This is a genomic window from Streptomyces sp. 150FB, assembly GCF_000818195.1.
In the GTDB taxonomy this organism is placed as follows: domain Bacteria; phylum Actinomycetota; class Actinomycetes; order Streptomycetales; family Streptomycetaceae; genus Streptomyces.
In genome coordinates this window covers 8,605,597-8,623,680 of record NZ_JTHL01000001.1, presented here as the reverse complement: position 1 = coordinate 8,623,680, position 18,084 = coordinate 8,605,597, and the positions used below count along the sequence as shown (strand labels likewise).

Genomic DNA, 18,084 nt, shown 5'->3' with positions numbered 1-18,084 from the left:
GGCCCGGCCTTCCCGCCGTCCCGGGGAGGTCGATGAGCACGAAAGGAAAGGTGGGTGGTCCGGGTTCAGACGCGGATGACCTGCGGTCCGAGGAGGGAGTACCGCTGCGCTTCGGCCGAGGGCAGGCCCGCGTCGGTGACGATGGTCGCGAAGTCGCCGACCTCGGCGAAGCGGCAGAAGCTCACAGCGCCGAACTTGGTGTGGATGCCGGCGAAGACCCTGCGGCGCGCACTGCGCATGGCCTGCGCCTTCACCTCGCTCACGGCCGGATCCGGGGTGGTCAGGCCGTATTCACGGGAGATGCCGTTGGCCCCCACGTACGCGAGGTCGATGACGAACTCCGAGAGCATGCGGGTGGTCCAGTGGTCGACCGTGGCCATGGTGGAGCCGCGCACCCGGCCGCCGAGGAGCAGTACGGCGATCTTCTCCGCGTCGGCGAGCGCTGTCGCCACGGCGAGGGAGGCCGTGACCACGGTCAGGGAGCGGTCCCGGGGCAGCGCCTCGGCGACCAGTTGGGGGGTGAAGCCCTCGTCGACGAACACCGTTTCCGCGTCGCCGAGGAGATCGGCGGCGGCTGCCGCGATCCGTGACTTCTGGGGTACGAGACGGGTGGTCCGTACCGCGAGGGTGGTCTCAAAGCCCGCGCTCTCGACCGGGTAGGCGCCGCCGTGTGTCCGCCGTACCAGGCCGTGCTCCTCCAGTGTGTGCAGGTCCCGCCGTACGGTCTCCTTGGCGACGCCGAGTCTCTCGGACAGCGCGGTGACGTCCACCGCCCCGTCACGTCGGGCGATCTCCAGGATTTCTCGTCGGCGTTCGTCGGTGTCCACGACATACTTCCCTGCTCCACTGCGGCTGAGCACCCGTTCGGGCTCATGCGTCGTTTGTACAAGCAAGAGACCCACTGCCACCAGGCTCCTGGCCCCACCGACTGTGCCCGGTCATGCCCGCTTTGCCAAGACCGTCACCGCAGGTCATGCCGGTACGGCGGGTACGTGAGGGACAGGTCACTGCCCGTTTCGGCGGGCACGTCTGCCCGAACGGAGCCCGAAGCGGTACGTGCAGTTCCGTGAAACGGAGCGGACATGGCGGCGGCGGCCCACGGATGTCCGCGGGCCGCCGCCGGTCCTCTCAGCGCCGAACGATCAGCTGTAGACGCCGAATTCGTAGAGCGAGAAGCCCCAGGGTGTGCCCCGTACGGTCGCGTTCACCCGCAGATAACGGGCGCTTCCGGTGACCGCGAGGTCATCGATCCCGCCGTTGCCGTCGGTGACCGTGTTCAGGGTGGTCCAGTTCTGGCCGTTGTCGGAGGTCTGGAGTGTGTAGCCCTTGGCGTACGCGGCCCCCCAGGCGAGCTGTACATGGCGGAACGAGGTCTTGGTGCCCAGGTCGACCTGGATCCACTGGTTGTCGCTCCAGTCGCTCGCCCAGCGGGTGTCGAGCGAGCCGTCGAAGGCGTTGCCCGCCGTGCAGGGGCAGCCGGTGCCGGTGGGCTGCGAGGTGGAGGCTGTGGCCGCCTTGCCGCGGGCGACGTTGGTGCCCTCGACGGGCGGCGGCACCACCTTGAACGACTTGGTCTCGATGCCGACGTTGCCCTTGCCGTCGGAGGCCTTGACGTAGACCTTCCACACTCCGAGCCGGTCGGGGGCGGTCACCTTGAAGGTGCCGTTGCCCTGGTCGGTGAAGTGCGCGTCCGTCAACTGGCTTGAGTTGTCCAGGTATTTGCTGCCTACCAGTACCTGGTAGGAGAGCGGGTCGCCGTTCGGGTCGCTGACCGAGGTGCGTACGGTGAAGTCACGCCCGGCCGGGACCGCGCCCGCGCCGTCGACGGACATCGAGGAGATCACCGGCGGTGTGTTGTCGCGGGAGGTGTCACCGCCGTACGCCTTCTTGACCGCGTAGTACGAGAGGCGCTTCTGGCCGGCCGGGAGCAGGTTGAACCAGACGCCGCCGAAGTCGTACTCGGTGCCGTAGTGGAAGAGTGTCGCGCCGAGTGCGACACCCGTGTGTCCCGTGATGCACCCCCACGCCTTGGTGTAGCCGGCGGCCTTCGCGGTGTCGGCCGGCTCGTCCGGCACGCCGTTGGCGTCGTTCGCGACCTCCCACTCACCGGCGGGTCCGCCCTCGGTGACGATGTAGGGCTTGGTGTAACCGCCGCTCTGCCAGGCCTGTTTGATGTTGCAGACGTCGCCGTAGGAGTTCACGGCGTAGAGGTCGAGGTCGGGCGCGTTGCGCTTGTAGTACGGCCAGGCCCCGGTCCAGGCGTCCGTGGAGGTCACGGGGTGGTTGGGGTCGACGGCGTGGATTTTCTTCGCGATCTCGTTGACGAAGGTGGTGTACGCGTCGCGCTGCTGTTCCAGCGCGGTTCCGCTGTAGCAGTTCTGGAGTCCGAGCACGGACTCGTTGCCGACGTTCCACATCAGCACACCGGGGTTGTCCTTGTAGGTGTCGACCCACTTGGGGAACTCGGCGAGCATGTCGTTCTTGTACGTGGTGTCGGTGAGGTAGTTGGTGCAGCCGCCGCTGCCGGGGCCGCCGCCGGGCTGGAGCCAGAAGCCCGCGATGACCTTGACGCCGTTGGCGGCCGCCGCGTCGAAGAGCGGCTTGCTGGTGGCGTCGGTGCCCCACGTCCGTACGGTGTTGGCGCCCATCGACTTGACATCGGGCATGTACCGGGCGGCGTCCGCGACGGCGGGCCCCCAGGTCAGGCCCTTGACCTGGTAGGGGGCTCCGTCGACGGACAACTGCCAGTTGCCCTGGCTTCCGGTGACCTTGACGACGCTCCCGGCCGCGTGGGCCGCCGGGGCGGGCAGCGCGACGGCGCAGGCGGCGAGCAGGCCTGCGACTGCGAGAGATACGGCCGTCGGCCGGTTTCTCCATGCTGGTCGGTACATGGGGGTGGTGTTCTCCTCACGAGTGGGGGGCGGGTCGATGGGAGAGCGCTCTCCCTCGTGGGCGCGGTGCGCCCACGAGGGAATCGCGCGTCCGGGGTCAGGGCAGTTCGTAGTTGGCGTTCAGTGCGGCGCCGGCCTCGGGGTGGGACTGGTCGTAGCCGCGGGCGTCACACTGGAGGCCCTCGACGACGCAGTGCTGCACCAGTGCGCCCAGCGTCGCGTCGTCCCACGCGTTGAAGAAGTCGTAGTGGAACGTGTGTCCGGCCCCACTGGCCAGCCTGACCTGCGACATGTCGCCGTGGACGGGCCAGGCCATCTTGAACTCGATCATCGGCAGCGCGACCGGGTGGTCGGCGGGGCAGACGTCCTGGTTCGCGCCCTGGACCCCCGGATAGGCCATGTGTGCCTGGTGGTTCGGTGTGTCGAGGTTCTTTCCGTCCCAGCAACTGGGCGCCTGGAAGCGGAGGTTGAGCTGCACGTCCTGGCCGGTCGGGCAGGAGGCGGGGAATTCGGTGTTGCCGTAGCTCTCACCGCACTCCCAGCCCTCCACCCAGCCGCGGTGGTTGCGGAACTCGGCGGCCGACTGCATGGGGCTGCCGACGACGAAGCGCAGCCCCTTGGGGAAGGGCCGGACACTCCTGTAGTCCGTCACACCGGACTTGTAGTAGATGGTCTGCGGTCCGAGGGGGCGGATCTCGGTGTTGCCGTTGTAGAGGGTCGGCATCCAGTAGGCGGACGCGTCACCGGGCGCCTTGCAGGTGGTGGCGCCACCGTTCAGCGTGGAGCTGGTGCTCGACGCGTTGGTGGTCTTGTTCCCCATGAACGTGTGGTTGTGCGAAGCGCCCGCCTGTCCTGGGAAGACGATCGGGTCGTCGGGCGCCGTGTGGTCGACCGAACAGTTCGCCTGGAACTCGTGGAAGTAGCGGTGCGGGGGGATCTCGGCCGACGGCACGACGCCGGTGACGGGCGGGTTCGCCGGGATGTACCCGTCGCCGTCGGGGTCGTCGCCGAACGCCACGGGCACGGCCGGGGGCATGATGTGCCCCATATGACCGGGCGCGGCCGGCGCCGCTGCCGCCGCCCGCTCGGTCGCCGTCGCGGTGTCCGGAACACCCGCGAGCCCGAAGGCCACCAGGGCCAGAGCTGTCGCGACGAACAACGCGGACACCAGGATGGAACTGCGGAATCTTTTCGCCATGCGGACCTCCATGCCGCTCTTCGTCCGCACACGCCAGGTGTGCGCCGGGGGGAGAGTGGAACTGGACGGTGCACCGCGGAGAGCCCCCTCCCCGGCCCGGCGAAGGAGCCGGAAACCGCCGGGATCACTATGGGAGAGCGCTCTCCAAAGCCGTGCCAGTGTTACGCCGACGCTGAGAGGGTGTCAATAGTCCGTGAACGATCCCCGGCGGCCGAAGCGGCTGTGCCGGGCAGGAACACCGGCACCGGACCCCCGTTGATCTTCCGGCCACGCACGCGTCGAACTCGGGCGCGTGTGGCGGGAGTTAACAGCTTCCGTATGGGACCCGCACTATGATCATCACCGGATCCCCCCATCTTCTGTGGTCGCGCCCCACCGCCTCCCACCCCGGTCCAGCCGCCCCGGCCGCATTCGTTCGTTAGGAATCCATCCGGTATGCCGTACACACTCCGCCACACCTGTCGCATCTCGTCGGCCGATCGGGAGGTGTGTCCCAGATCCCCGGGGGGTGGTGTCCGAGGCGGGGGTGACGGGGCGTGACGCGGCGGTGGTGGCGGGTGGGTCGTCCCTCGCGCGCGGCGTTCCATACGCGGCTCTCCTCGGCGGTGCGCGCGGTACGAGCGGTGCGCCCGGCAGACGTACGCCCCAACTATCCGCGCTCGGCGCGCTCCGGGTTCCGCCGGTGGGTGCCTTCGTGGCGGCAGAGTCTCACGCTGCTGCTGGTCTGCGCCGCCGGGCTCACGGCGTTCGTGACGTACTCCTACATCCGGACGGACATACCCGAGCACCTCAACTCCTTCGCGACCCAGCAGGACAACGTCTACTACTGGTCGGACGGCTCGGAGCTGGCGCGCAGCGGCTGGGTCAACCGCCAGGAGATGCCGCTCGCGAAGATCCCCGGGCCCGTCCGGCAGGCCGTGCTGGCGGCGGAGAACGCGAACTTCTACTCCGATCCCGGTGTCTCCGTCACCGGCATGGGCCGCGCGGTGCTGCGGATGGCCACCGGGGGTGACACCCAGGGCGGCTCCACCATCACCCAGCAGTACGTCAAGAACGCCTATCTCGACCAGGACCAGACCGTGGGCCGGAAGTTCGACGAGCTGCTCCTCGCCGTCAAGGTCGACAACCGGCTCAGCAAGGACAAGATCCTTGAGGGCTACCTCAACACGAGCTGGTTCGGCCGTGGCACGTACGGCATCCAGCGCGCCTCCCAGGCCTATTACGGCAAGGAGGTCGGCCAACTGAACGTGAGCGAGGCCGCGTTCCTCGCCTCCCTCCTCAAGGGCGCCTCGCTGTACGACCCGGCGATCAGCCCCAAGACCCACAAGCGCGCGGTCGACCGGTGGAACTGGATCCTCGACCGGATGGTCACCACCGGCGCCCTGACCCCGGCGGAGCGCGCCACCTACAAGGTCTTCCCGGAGCCGAAGGCACCGCCCAGGACCTCGTCGGCGAGCGGGCAGCCCGGCTATCTGGCCGACCTCGCGAAGACGTACTTCCAGAAGTCCGCGCACATCTCGGACGCGGCCTTCGACCTCGGTGGGTACGAGATCCACACCACCTTCGACAAGCCGCGCACCAAGGCGCTCGCCAAGTCGGTGGAGGCCGTGCGGGAGGACTTCGACCCGCACCACCGCGACACCGACCGCTTCGCGCGCACCGGCGCCGCCTCGGTCGCGCCCGACGGACGCATACTCGCGGTGTACGGCGGCCCCGACTTCGCCACCCAGGGGTTCAACGAGTCCAACTCGATCACCATCCCGGCGGGTTCGTCGTTCACCCCCTTCGTATACGCGGCGGCGCTGCGCGACGGGGTGCTGCGCGCGCGGGGCCGCCCGCGTACCCCCGTCTCCCCGGAGACCGTCTACAACGGGGACGACAACATCCCCGTACAGACCCCCGAGGGCCCGTACTGGGACCGCAACGGCAAGGTCGTCAAGGGGCAGAACGACGGCGGCCGGTCGTGGGGGCAGATCAGCCTGCACGACGCCATGGTCCACTCGGTCAACTCACCGTTCATGCAGCTCGGTACGGATGTCGGCTACGACAGGGTGAGCCGCGCCGCCAAGGACGCCGGGCTTCTCACCTCCAGCTTCGGACCACGCGTGCCGGCCTTCTCGCTGGGCAACTCCACACCGAGCGCGCTGCGGATGGCCGGTGCGTACGGGACGTTCGCGGCCGGCGGTGTGCACACGGAGCCGTACTCCGTCGCACGCGCCACGCGCAACGGCGACGCCCTACGGCTGGACCCGCCCGACCGGGAACGGGTCTTCAGCACCACCGTCAGCTCCCAGGTCACCGACGCGCTCCGGGGAGCCCTGCGGGAGCAGAGCCCGGCGGCGGGTCCGGGGCTGGGCGCGTCCGTCGCCGGCAAGATCGGCACCACCGAGGACCACACGGCGGGCTGGTTCACCGGCTACGACGCGGGAGCCGCCACGGCCGTCGTCGTCTACCGCATGGACCTGAAGGATCTGAAGCCCCTGCCGCTCACCGGCGTCGGCGGCGACGCCCACGCGGACCTGACCTATCCGTTCCGGATCTGGTCCGATTACCTGAAGTCGGTGGCCACGAAGCAACCGTGACGGCCCGCCACATCTCTTATCCGATGTGACGCCACCCCGGCGCGCACCCCTGCCCTCCCAGGAAGCGACCTCCGTATGCCCCGCACACCGCGCACCGCGCGCTTCTCCCTGCCCTCCACCCGGATACGGGTCGCTGTGGGGGCGGCCCTGGCCCTCACGGCGGCGGCGGTCGCCGTACCGCTGGCCGGCGGCGACGCGGACGGCTCCGCGCCGTCTCCGGACGCGGCACACGCGAGTACGGCGCCCAGAACCGGGCCCCCGGCAGGGGCGGGTGCGGGTGCGGGGGCCTCGGGGAAGAAGAACGAGGACGCGGACTGGGACGGGAAGGTGAAGGTCCTGGGGGACGGATCCACGTCCTACACGGGCCCGCAGCCGAAGCAGTTGAAGCCCGTAAAGCTCAAACCGGGTGAGAAACCACCCCAGTTCGTCGTCTTCTCCTGGGACGGCGCCCTGGAGAGCGACGACCATCTCTTCTCCCGCTTCCGCGAGGTGGCGAAGGAGAGCAACGCGCAGATGACGTTCTTCCTCACCGGCATCTACCTGCTTCCCGAGGACAAGAGGAAGCTCTACAAGCCGCCGCAGCACTCCGCCGGCGACTCGGCCATCTCGTACCCGACCGACGAGCACATCAAGATGACGCTCGAACAGCTCCGGAAGGCCTGGGCCGACGGCGACGAGATCGGCTCGCACTTCAACGGGCACTTCTGCGGCGCCAAGGGCGGCGGTGACTGGAGTTCCGCCGAGTGGACGAGCGAGATCAACCAGACCCTGTCGTTCATCAAGAACTGGAAGACCAACACCGGGTTCAAGGACATCCCGCCGCTGCCCTTCGACCCGGACCGGGAGATCACGGGCGGCCGCGCGCCCTGCCTGGAGGGGCAGAAGACGCTGCTCCCCGCGCTGGGGCAGTTCGGCTGGCGTTACGACGCCAGCTCGGCCGGGGATTTCCAGATCTGGCCGGCCAAGAAGAACGGGGTCTGGGACTTCCCCCTTCAGCTACTGCCCTATCCGGGCGGCAAGTTCCAGGCGCTCTCCATGGACTTCAACTTCCTGTACAACCAGACCGGCGGCGAGACGCAGGGTGACCAGTCCCAGTGGGCGACCTGGCGCGAACAGGCCAAGGACGCCTATCTCAACGGTTTCGAACGGGTCTACAACGGAAACCGTGCGCCGATGTTCATCGGGAACCACTTCGAGGACTGGAACGGCGGCATCTACATGGACGCCGTCGAGGACGTCATGCGGGACGTCTGCCCGCGCGAGGGCGTGCGCTGCGTGTCCTTCCGCGAACTGGCCGACTGGCTGGACGTACAGGATCCGGCCGTGCTCGCGCAGCTACGGAATCTGGACCCGGCGCAGGTGCCTGCCTGGAAGTCGCTGATCCGATAGCTGTCCGGTCCGACAGCTGTCCGGCCCGGCACCTCGCGCTCGCGCCGGGAACACGGCACGATGCCACAAGCCCGGAATGCGGAATGCCCCGGGCGGCTTGACGATTGATGAACGGCCGCGCGGCCGGGCAGGTGTCCCCGTGAGAGGGGCGCCCCGGGCGCGCGGAAGCGGTAGAGCATGACAGAGCCACATCCGACGTACATACGGAACATCCAGGAGCACACGCATGAGTGGTACTGCCCAGATCGGCGTCACAGGGCTCGCGGTGATGGGCCGCAATCTCGCCCGGAACTTCGCCCGGAACGGTCTCACCGTGGCGGTGCACAACCGCACGGCGGCGAAGACCCGCTCACTGGTGGAGGAGTTCGGCGACGAGGGCACCTTCGTCCCCGCCGAGAGCGCCGAGGACTTCGTGGCGGCGCTGGAGCGCCCCCGTCGTCTGGTCATCATGGTGAAGGCGGGCGATCCGACGGACGCGGTGATCAAGGAGTTCGCGCCGCTGCTCGAAGAGGGCGACGTCATCATCGACGGCGGCAACGCGCACTTCGCCGACACCCGGCGCCGCGAGAAGGAGCTGCGCGAGCGCGGCATCCACTTCGTCGGCGTGGGAATCTCGGGCGGCGAGGAGGGCGCGCTGCACGGTCCGAGCATCATGCCGGGCGGCTCGACCGAGTCGTACGCGTCGCTCGGTCCGCTGCTGGAGAAGATCGCGGCGAAGGCCCCGGACGGCGCGCGCACGGTGGCGCACATCGGCCCGGACGGCGCAGGTCACTTCGTGAAGATGGTGCACAACGGCATCGAGTACGCCGATATGCAGCTCATCGCCGAGGCCTACCACCTGCTCCGTTCGGTCGCCGGGTACTCCCCCGCGAAGATCGCCGAGACGTTCAAGACGTGGAACACCGGCCGGCTCGACTCGTACCTGATCGAGATCACCGCCCAGGTGCTCGCCCATACGGATGAGGCGACCGGGAAGCCCTTCGTCGACATCGTCACCGACCAGGCCGAGCAGAAGGGCACCGGTCGCTGGACCGTACAGATCGCCCTCGACCTCGGTGTGCCGGTCTCCGGGATCGCCGAGGCGGTCTTCGCCCGCTCGCTCTCCGGCCACGCCGGGCTGCGCGAGGCGTCGCGCGACCTGCCGGGGCCGAACGCGGCACCGCTGGGCGAGGCGGACGCCGCGCGCTTCGCCGACCAGGTCGAGCAGGCGCTGTACGCGTCCAAGATCGTGTCGTACACCCAGGGCTTCCACCAGATCCAGGCGGGCAGCGAGGAGTACGGCTGGAACATCGACCTCGGTTCGGTCGCCGCCATCTGGCGGGCCGGCTGCATCATCAGGGCGGCGTTCCTCGACCGGATCCGTGCGGCGTTCGACGCGCGGAGCGACCTGCCGAGCCTGCTCTCCGACAAGCAGTTCGCGGAGGAGATCGGCGCGGCGCAGAACGACTGGCGCGCGGTGGTCGCCGCCGCCGTGCACCAGGGCGTCCCGACGCCGGGCTTCGCCGCCGCGCTGTCGTACTACGACGCGCTGCGCGCCGAGCGGCTGCCGGCCGCGCTGACCCAGGGTCAGCGCGACTACTTCGGCGCGCACACCTACCGGCGTACCGACCGCGAGGGTTCGTTCCACACCCTGTGGGGCGGCGACCGGTCCGAGGTCGCGACCGACTGACGGTCAGGTCACCGGGCGCCGAAGCGCACCGACATCCGGCGGCCGGTCGGCGCGTGACCGACCGGTCAGCCGACCGGCCCGGGTGCGGGCTCCGGCTCCGGTACGGGGTCGGGGTTGGGGCCCGGCGGTTGCGGGATCGGGTCCGGTGCCGGTCCCGGGGGCGGCGAGGGCACAGGCCCGGGCCCCGGCAGCGGACCGGGCTCGGGGGCCGGCGGTCCCGGGCTCGGGATGGGCGCCGGCGGTACGGGGTCGGGCTGCGGACTGGTCATGCCTGAGACCTCCAGTGGTACGGCGTCGTACGTTTCCACTCTCTCCCGGTGCGCGTGCCCACGCGATCCGGATCCACTCATGATCGGCCGTCGCCCCCGAGCCCGCCTGCCAGGGCGACGGCCGCCGCCGCGCTGAGGCCCGGGCGGGGGCTGGAGAGCACGGGCACACCGTGCGCGGTCGGCCCGGCGGCATCCGCCATGGACGCCTGGGCCAGCACGATCACATCGGCCCCGGTCACGGTGTCGACGCGGGCCACCACCGCGGCCAGGTAGCCGGCCCGGTCGCCGGCCTCGAACCGCTCCCAGGCGCCGTCGGCCAGCACCGTACGTATACGGGGCGCGCGGCCGGCCGCCTCCTCGCGGATCAGCGCGACCGTCGGCTCCAGCGTGCTCTTCAGGGCGGCGACGACCACGACCGTACGGGCCTTCGCAGCGACGGCCGCCATCGGACGGTCCACCCTCAGCACCGGTATCCCGACGGCCTTCCCGGCCCGCTCGGCGACGGCGCCGATCGTCGAGCAGGTGCAGAGCACGGCGGCGGCGCCCCCGACGGCGGCCTCGGTGAGCACGGCGCCGACGTCGGCGGCCACGGATCCCGGCCCGCCGGACCTGGCCCGTACGAGCAGGTCCTCGTGGACGAGGTGGCGCAGGGCGAGACCGGGGTGGTCGGCGTCCCGCAGCGCGTCGAAGACGGGCACATGGACCGGAGAGGTGTGGAGCAGCGCCAGCATGGTCCCCGAGCCTAAAGCCCGCCGTCCAAGGAGACCTGTGCCGTCGCGGAACCTGAACCGTCCCGGCTCAGATCCGCGGTTCCAGCCGCACCAGGACGCCCTTCGACGTCGGCGTGTTGCTGGTCTCGGCCACGCTGTCCAGCGGGACCAGGACGTTGGCCTCCGGGTAGTAGGCGGCGGCGCAGCCGCGCGCCGTCGGGTAGCCGACCACCCGGAAGTCCTCGGCACGGCGCTCCACGCCGTCCCGCCACACGCTCACCACGTCGACCTTGGCGCCGTCGGGCAGTCCGAGCGCCGTCAGGTCGTCCGGGTTGACCATGACGATCCGGCGGGAGCCGTGGACTCCCCGGTAGCGGTCGTTGGTGGTGTACGGGATGGTGTTCCACTGGTCGTGGGAGCGCAGTGTCTGGAGGATGAGGTGCCCCTCGGGCGCGGGCAGCGACTGGAACGCGTTGCTGCTGAAGGTCGCCTTGCCGCTGGCGGTCCGGAAGACCCCCTCGTTCACCGGGTTCTGGAGCCCGAAGCCGCCCGGCCGTACCGCCCGGGCGTTGAAGTTCTCGAATCCGGGTACGACGCGGGCGATCCGGTCCCTGATGGTCCCGTAGTCCGCCTCGAACTGCTCCCAGGGCACAGCGGCCGAATCGCCAAGAGTCCGCCGGCCGAGCCTGCTGAGGATCGCGACCTCGCTGAGCAGGTGGTTCGACGCCGGTTCGAGGCGCCCGTGGGAGGCGTGCACCTGGCTCATCGAGTCCTCGACGGTGACGAACTGCTCCCCGCCTGCCTGCATGTCCTTCTCGGTGCGGCCGAGGGTGGGGAGGATCAGCGCGGTGTCGCCGCAGACGGCGTGCGAGCGGTTCAGCTTGGTCGAGATGTGCACGGTGAGCCGGCAGCGGCGCATCGCCTGCTCGGTGACCTCGCTGTCCGGTGTGGCCCGTACGAAGTTGCCGGCGAGACCGAGGAAGACCTTCACCTGGCCGTCCCGCATGGCCCTGATGGCGTCCACCGTGTCGTAGCCGTGCTTCGCCGGAGGGGTGAAGCCGAACTCCTTGCCGAGCGCGTCCATGAACTGCTGGGGCATCTGCTCCCAGATGCCCATGGTCCGGTCGCCCTGGACGTTGCTGTGCCCGCGCACCGGGCAGGCGCCGGCCCCCGGCTTTCCGATGTTGCCGCGCAGCAGAAGGAAGTTGACGATCTCGCGGATGGTGGGCACGGCGTGCTTGTGCTGGGTCAGTCCCATCGCCCAGCAGACGATGACGCGCTTGCTGTCGAGTACGAGGTCCCGGACGCTCTCGATCTCCTGGCGGGTCAGGCCGGTGGCCGCGAGCACCTCCGGCCAGGAGACGCTGCTCCGGATGTGGTCGGCGAACTCCTCGAACCCGCTGGTGTGGGCGTCGATGAAGGGCCGGTTGAGTACGGTGCCGGGCGCCGCTTCCTCGGCCTCCAGCAGGAGCAGGTTCAGCGCCTGGAAGAGGGCGAGGTCGCCGCCGAGCCTGACCTGGAGGTACTGGTCGGCGAGCGGGGTGCCGCCGCCGATCACGCCGCGGGGCTTCTGCGGGTTCTTGAACCGCATGAGGCCCGCCTCGGGCAGCGGGTTCACCGCGACGATGCGACCGCCCCTGCGCTTGTTCTCCTCCAGCGCCGAGAGCATCCGGGGGTGGTTGCTGCCCGGGTTCTGGCCGAGGGTGAGGATCAGGTCGGCGTGGTAGATGTCCAGCAGGCTCACATCGCCCTTGCCGACGCCCAGCGTCTCGTGCAGCGCGGCTCCGCTGGACTCGTGGCACATGTTGGAGCAGTCCGGCAGGTTGTTGGTGCCCAGGAGGCGCGCGAAGAGCTGGAGGACGAAGGCGGGTTCGTTGCCCGCCCGTCCGGAGGTGTAGAAGACCGCTTCGTCGGGTGAGTCCAGGCCCCGCAGCTCGTCCGCGATCAGGCCGAGCGCGTCGCTCCAGTTGATCGGTTCGTAGTGGTCGGAGCCGGCCCGTTTCAGCATGGGCTCGGTGAGCCGGCCCTGCTGGTTGAGCCACAGGTCGGAGGCGCGGCCGAGTTCGGTGACCGAGTACCGCCGGAAGAAGTCCGCGTCGATCCGGCGGGACGTCGCCTCGTCGTTGACGTGCTTGGCGCCGTTCTCGCAGTACTCGTTCTTGTGGCGGTGTCCGGGTTCCGGGTCGGGCCACGCGCAGCCCGGACAGTCGAAGCCCTTGGTCTGGTTCATGTTCAGCAGGGTCAGCCCGGTGCGCCGGACCGTTGTCTGGGACAGCGAGTACGTCATCGCGTGCTCGACGGCGGGCACCCCTGCCGCCCAGGTCTTGGGCGTGGTGATCTCCGCGTGTTCGCCGCCCGGGTCCTGCTCCTGCTCCTGCGTCGGTGGCTTCTGCATCCCGAACCAACCTCGCTTCAGTCGAATGCGCACAAATCTACGCATACAACCACAGTTTCGCGATCGAGCGACCGCACCAGGGAGGCGTCAGGGGGCGCGCCGAGTGGCAGCCTCAGCCCGTCGGCCAGGACGGCACATGGGGACGGTCCTGACCGGAGTTGGGCCGTACGTGGCTCCCGTCGATCTCGCCCCGCCAGCCGCCGGTCTCGGCGCCCTGCCGCTCGATGTACTCCTTGAAGCCGTCCATGTCGGCGTGCACCCGCCGGTGGATCATCCCCAGCCGGTCGCCGATCCGCTCCGCCATTCCGGTCGGTACGAAGTCGATCCGCAGGGTGACCCGGCACTGGTCGGCGCCCAGGGAGTCGAACGTCACCGTGCCCGTGTGCAGCGGCCTGGCGAGCGAGCGCCAGGTGACCTTCTTGTCGGGACACTGCACGACGATCTCCGCGTCGAACTCGCGAGTCGTTCCCCAGCACTTCGCCACCCAGTGGGTGAGGGCGGACTGCTTCCGGTCGACCCGCAGCACGCCCGGCATGAAACGCGGGAAGCTCTCGAACTGCGTCCACTGGTTGTAGGCCGTACGGACCGGGACGTCGACATCGGCCGCGTATTCGATGCTGCTCATGGCTTTCCCACTCTCTGCGCGCCCCCGTCCGACCGATCGATTCACGGCAGGATTCCCCATGTTCCAGAACACAAGAATACCGCGCACCGGACTATAAATCACACCGGGACACAATTCGACCGGAGGGCCCGCATTCCGCTGCGGCGTGTCAGGGCACGGACCATGCCCGTTATTGGTTTAATGCGGGATCACATCCGACGCCGACGCCCTCGGGGCGGGTCGGCGTCTCCTTCGTCGGAGGTTGCGCTCTATGGACCCGGGCAAATTCGCATTGATCTTTCCCGCATCGACATTCGTGCCCGTGGTGCTCGGATTCTTCGGTCTCGGCACGGGATACCTGATCTACGGCCCGCAGGAACTCTTCCACGCCCCGCGGCGGGACGCCGCTGTCGACCGGTCGACGGGCGTGTGGGGCATCTTCATGCCCGGCCTGTGCCAACTGCTCGCCGGGGTCTATCTCTTCGTCGGACTCACCTGGTTCCAGGTATTCCAGGACAAGGCGCTTTTCATGGCGGCTCTCGCCTTCAGCGTCTATGGAATTCACTGGTTCGCGCTGGGCTGGAACCGCTACCGGCAGTCCGACGCGCGACCCAACGGCGGCATGTCGGTCGCCTTCGTCATCATTTCGGTGCTGGGCATGGTCGTATTCTTCGGCGTGGGCGCCTGGCCCGTCGGGCTTCTCTTCGCCGGCCTGACCGCCGTCTATGTCGCCGAGTTCTTCGCCAGTGTGCCGATCGGGGGCCGGACGTCCTCGCTCGCCGGGAAGACCATGGCTCTCGGCGAGAAGGGGCTCGGGCTCTTCCACATCGCCACGGGTCTCTGGCTGATGTATCTGACCTTCGCCACCACGCTGAACATCACGTCCGGTTACTCACTCCCGGGCGGCTGAGCCCGCCGGTTCCGAGGTGTCCGGTTCCGAGGTGTCCGGTTCCGAGGTGTCCGGTTCCGAGGTGTCCGGTTCCGAGGTGTCCGGTTCCGAGGTGTCCGGTTCCGAGGTGTCCGGCCCGCCCCGCTCAGCGGAATCGCGGGTCGGACTTCACCTGTTCCTCCGCCGCCGCGACCGTCTCCGGCGTCGCGGCCGGCGCCTCGTCGGGGTGGCGCTGGGCCCACCTGGCGGCGTACGGGCAGAGCGGGACGACGGGGACGCCCTCGCGTCCCGCCATCGCGTAGAACTCCCGTACCAGCGCCCCGGCGATGCCCTTGCCCTCCTGACCTTCCTCCACCACGGTGTGGACGGCGATGAGCGCGCCGGGGGCCGCCTCCAGCACGGTGTAGTCGATGGCGCCGACGACCGCGCCGTCCTCGTACGCCTCCAGGCGGCCCTTCGCACGGCTGTCGCGGATGTCGATCTCCGCCATGGTGATGTGTTCCCTTCGGCGTCGGGTGCCGCCGCTCCCCGGCGGCGGACGCCGGTGAGCGTACCCGGTTCGTCAGGCCTCATCCCCTGGCGGCTGCGCGCTCTCCTCCGCGGACCGCGCCTGCGTCCGCAGCCGCTTGCTGATGACCACGGAGGCGCCGAGCGCGCTCGCCGCGAGCGCGGTGGGGACCATCCAGCTCCGGTTGAGGCAGTGGCCCATGACGTGGTCGAGCGAGTAACGGCCGGGGCCGATCAGCGCGATGCAGGCCGCGGTCCAGCCGAGGAGGCCCGGGTGTTCCAGGCCGCCCGTCTCGTTGAAGAACCCGTTGGGGACGTGTACGGACACAGCGGCGGCCATGCCTCCCGCGGCGATCGCCCCGGCCGCCGGGGTGGCCAGCCCCAGCGCCAGCAGCGTCCCGCCGCCCGTCTCGCACATCGCCGAGGCGATGGCGCTCGGCCTGGCCGGTCTGAAGCCCATCGCCTCCATCCCCTGCGCGGCTCCGCTGATCCCGTGCCCCCCGAACCAGCCGAACAGTTTCTGGGTACCGTGCGCGGCGAGCACGGTGCCGGTCCCCACCCGCAGGGCGAGCAGGCCGAGGTCACGTCGGGGCAGACAGGTCATGGCGGGCTCCGGTGTGTCGAGGGACGGAAGGTCATCTCTCCACTGTGGACGGACGCGCGCGCGAAGGCGCTGCGTTGTTGGGCCGTACGCGCCAGGTCACCACGCGGCGGGCGTGCGATACATTTCCGGCTCTTGACCGCGATCACTTTCTGCTGGGGAGACAGGCTTCTCAATGAGCGACATAGTCAACGGACTTGGCCGGGCCGGCACCTACGGGGTGCTCGGTGTGATCCTGCTGATTCTCGGCATCGGTCTGGTGGACCTGCTGACCCCGGGGAAGCTCGGCAAGCAGATCTGGGAGGAGCGCAACCGCAACGCGGCCGTTCTGCTCAGCTCGGCGCTGCTGGGCATCGGCGGCATCGTGTTCACCTCGATCTGGACGACGTACGACGACTTCGGCAAGGGCCTCGCCTCGACCGCCGCCTTCGGGGTGCTGGGCCTGGTGATGATGGGTCTGGCGTTCCTGGTGCTGGACCTGGTCACCCCCGGGAAGCTGGGGGCGACGCTCGTGGACACCGAGCCGCACCCGGCCGTATGGATCACGGCGTCCTGCAATATCGCTGTGGCGGCGATCGTGTCGGCCTCCATCGCCTGACTCCGACCACACCACCGAGCCACCACCTCGCCCTGGCGTCTGGATTCCCCCTTTCGTCATCTTGACGATAACGAGTCACCCTCGATATCGTCGCGTTGACGAGAAAGAGGGGATCCCGCCATGGCCGACATCACCCGGCGCCTCGGACGGCGCCATCTGCGCTCAGCGCCCACCGCCCACATACGCCACCTCAAGCGCGGCCGGCTGGTCCACGACGGGACCGGGCTGAGCTTCCGGTTCCGCGCGCTGACTGCCGCGATCTCCGAAGTCCCGGTCGACGACCGCGAGTTGGCCATGGCTTTCCACGCGCGTACGGCCGACTTCCAGGACGTCACCGTGCAGGCCACCGTGACGTACCGGATCAGCGACCCGGCCACGGCCGCCGGCCGTCTCGACTTCTCCATCGACCCGGACACCGGCGTCTGGCGCGGCACTCCGCTGGAGCAGCTCGCCACCCTGCTCACCGAGACCGCGCAGCAGCACGCGCTCGACGTGCTCGCCAGGACCCCGCTGGCCGGGGCCCTCGCCGACGGCGTCGCCGCCGTACGGGAGCGCGTCTCCGCCGGACTCGCCGCCGAGCCCCGGCTGCCGGCGACCGGTATCGAGGTGGTGGCGGTGCGCGTGGTCGCCGTACGCCCCGAGCCCGAGGTGGAGCGCGCCCTGCGCACCCCGGCGCGCGAGCAGATCCAGCAGGAGGCGGACCGAGCCACCTACGAGCGGCGGGCCGTCGCCGTGGAGCGCGAGCGCGCCATCGCCGAGAACGAACTCGCCAGCAAGATTGAACTTGCCCGGCGCGAAGAGCAGTTGGTGGATCAGCACGGCACCAACGCCCGCCGCGAGGCCGAGGAGAACGCGGCGGCCGACGCCGTACGGGCCGAGGCCGAGGCGCTGCGTACCGTACGCCTGGCGCGCGCCGGGGCCGAGGCCGCCAGGGAGAGTGGCGAGGCACGCGCCGCCGCCCAGTCCGCCTGGCTGCGGGTGCACGGCGACACCGACGCGGCCACACTGCACGCGCTGGCCGTCACCCTGCTCGCCGAGAACCTCCCCCGTATCGACAGCGTCACCCTCTCCCCCGACGTCCTCACCGGGCTGCTGGCGAAGCTCGGCGGCGCGGCGGACCGGGGGAACCCGGCGGGCGGGGGCGGGCGGTGAGCCTGGCACCGCGCGCGGTGCTGGTGCACCGCACCAGTGAGTACGAGGAGTTGCTCGCCCGGCACGGCACCCACGGCCAGGCGGCCTTCTACCTCTCCTCGCGCGGCCGTTCCATCGCCGAGGTCGCCGAACGGCACCACAGGGAGCGGCGCGCGCTCGCGGAGGTGGCCGCCGCCGTGCCGTTGCGGTGGCGGCGGGCCCAGGTGGAGCGCGCCGATCTCGACCGGTTCCTCTTCGGCCCCGAGGACGTGGTGATCGTCGTCGGCCAGGACGGCCTGGTCGCCAACGCGGCCAAGTACCTGGCGGGCCAGCCGGTGGTGGGGATCGACGCCGACCCCGGCCGTAACCCCGGTGTCCTGGTACGCCACCGCGCGTCCGACGCACCGGCGTTGCTGCGGGCGGCGACCGAACCGGCCGCGTACGCCGACGAGTTGACGATGGTGGAGGCGGTGGCCGACGACACGCAGCGGCTGCTGGCCCTCAACGAGATCTATCTCGGCCGGCCGGGGCACCGGAGCGCCCGCTACCGCCTGGGGCCGGACGACGGGACGACGCCGCCGGAGGCGCAGGCGTCCTCCGGCGTCCTGGTCGGCACCGGCACCGGCGCGACCGGCTGGCTGCGCTCGCTGC

The 18,084-nt window shown here is 70.0% G+C and carries 14 protein-coding genes and 1 pseudogene; 7 read left to right on the top strand and 8 right to left on the bottom strand.

Annotated elements, in window-relative coordinates; translation table 11 throughout:
* Positions 1–65: 65 nt before the first annotated feature.
* The 3 genes from QR77_RS37010 to QR77_RS37000 all read right to left on the bottom strand — a co-directional run bounded on the left by QR77_RS37010 (position 66) and on the right by QR77_RS37000 (position 4,089).
* Positions 66–827 (bottom strand): DeoR/GlpR family DNA-binding transcription regulator, encoded by a 762-nt coding sequence (locus QR77_RS37010; protein WP_040026353.1) that lies wholly within the window; start codon positions 825–827, stop codon positions 66–68.
* A 315-nt stretch (positions 828–1,142) separates the two neighbouring features.
* Positions 1,143–2,891 carry a discoidin domain-containing protein gene (locus QR77_RS37005; protein ID WP_040026352.1) on the bottom strand — a complete coding sequence of 583 codons (1,749 nt, stop codon included), beginning with the start codon at positions 2,889–2,891 and terminating at the stop codon, positions 1,143–1,145.
* 97 nt (positions 2,892–2,988) lie between these two features.
* The gene (locus QR77_RS37000) at positions 2,989–4,089 is read right to left on the bottom strand and encodes a DUF1996 domain-containing protein (RefSeq protein WP_040029308.1); all 1,101 of its coding nucleotides are present in this window, start codon (positions 4,087–4,089) and stop codon (positions 2,989–2,991) included.
* Between the two features lie 623 nt (positions 4,090–4,712).
* Between QR77_RS37000 and QR77_RS36995 the strand changes: the two genes are divergently transcribed.
* From QR77_RS36995 to gndA, 3 genes are all read left to right on the top strand, one after another.
* Complete coding sequence (locus QR77_RS36995; RefSeq protein WP_040026351.1) at positions 4,713–6,671, top strand: transglycosylase domain-containing protein; 1,959 nt, start codon at positions 4,713–4,715, stop codon at positions 6,669–6,671.
* Between the two features lie 75 nt (positions 6,672–6,746).
* Positions 6,747–8,060 carry a lipoprotein gene (locus QR77_RS36990; protein ID WP_040026350.1) on the top strand — a complete coding sequence of 438 codons (1,314 nt, stop codon included), beginning with the start codon at positions 6,747–6,749 and terminating at the stop codon, positions 8,058–8,060.
* Between the two features lie 226 nt (positions 8,061–8,286).
* Complete coding sequence (gene gndA / locus QR77_RS36985) at positions 8,287–9,729, top strand: NADP-dependent phosphogluconate dehydrogenase (RefSeq protein WP_040026349.1); 1,443 nt, start codon at positions 8,287–8,289, stop codon at positions 9,727–9,729.
* A 346-nt stretch (positions 9,730–10,075) separates the two neighbouring features.
* Here the strand turns inward: gndA and QR77_RS36980 are convergent, their stop codons facing one another.
* From QR77_RS36980 to QR77_RS36970, 3 genes are all read right to left on the bottom strand, one after another.
* Positions 10,076–10,729, bottom strand: coding sequence for a hypothetical protein (locus tag QR77_RS36980; protein ID WP_040026348.1), 654 nt, complete (start codon positions 10,727–10,729; stop codon positions 10,076–10,078).
* Positions 10,730–10,796: 67 nt separating this feature from the next.
* Positions 10,797–13,103 carry an FdhF/YdeP family oxidoreductase gene (locus QR77_RS36975; RefSeq protein ID WP_040026347.1) on the bottom strand — a complete coding sequence of 769 codons (2,307 nt, stop codon included), beginning with the start codon at positions 13,101–13,103 and terminating at the stop codon, positions 10,797–10,799.
* A 112-nt stretch (positions 13,104–13,215) separates the two neighbouring features.
* Positions 13,216–13,728 (bottom strand): SRPBCC family protein, encoded by a 513-nt coding sequence (locus QR77_RS36970; protein WP_040026346.1) that lies wholly within the window; start codon positions 13,726–13,728, stop codon positions 13,216–13,218.
* A gap of 301 nt (positions 13,729–14,029) precedes the next feature.
* Here QR77_RS36970 and QR77_RS36965 point away from each other — a divergent pair, with 301 nt between their 5' ends.
* A complete protein-coding gene (locus QR77_RS36965; protein WP_201778858.1) occupies positions 14,030–14,617 on the top strand; it encodes a hypothetical protein in 588 nt (195 codons plus the stop codon).
* A gap of 124 nt (positions 14,618–14,741) precedes the next feature.
* Here the strand turns inward: QR77_RS36965 and QR77_RS47955 are convergent, their stop codons facing one another.
* The gene (locus tag QR77_RS47955) at positions 14,742–15,086 is read right to left on the bottom strand and encodes a GNAT family N-acetyltransferase (protein ID WP_040026345.1); all 345 of its coding nucleotides are present in this window, start codon (positions 15,084–15,086) and stop codon (positions 14,742–14,744) included.
* Positions 15,087–15,158: 72 nt separating this feature from the next.
* Complete coding sequence (locus tag QR77_RS36955) at positions 15,159–15,707, bottom strand: DoxX family protein (protein WP_040026344.1); 549 nt, start codon at positions 15,705–15,707, stop codon at positions 15,159–15,161.
* 172 nt (positions 15,708–15,879) lie between these two features.
* Between QR77_RS36955 and QR77_RS36950 the strand changes: the two genes are divergently transcribed.
* The 3 genes and pseudogenes from QR77_RS36950 to QR77_RS36940 form a co-directional block, all read left to right on the top strand.
* Complete coding sequence (locus QR77_RS36950; RefSeq protein WP_040026343.1) at positions 15,880–16,302, top strand: DUF350 domain-containing protein; 423 nt, start codon at positions 15,880–15,882, stop codon at positions 16,300–16,302.
* Positions 16,303–16,422: 120 nt separating this feature from the next.
* On the top strand, positions 16,423–17,454 hold the full coding sequence (locus QR77_RS36945) for an SPFH domain-containing protein (protein WP_040026342.1): 1,032 nt from the start codon (positions 16,423–16,425) through the stop codon (positions 17,452–17,454).
* Positions 17,451–18,084: pseudogene (locus tag QR77_RS36940) on the top strand (hypothetical protein); the annotation flags it as partial. The gene QR77_RS36945 and the pseudogene QR77_RS36940, both read left to right, overlap by 4 nt.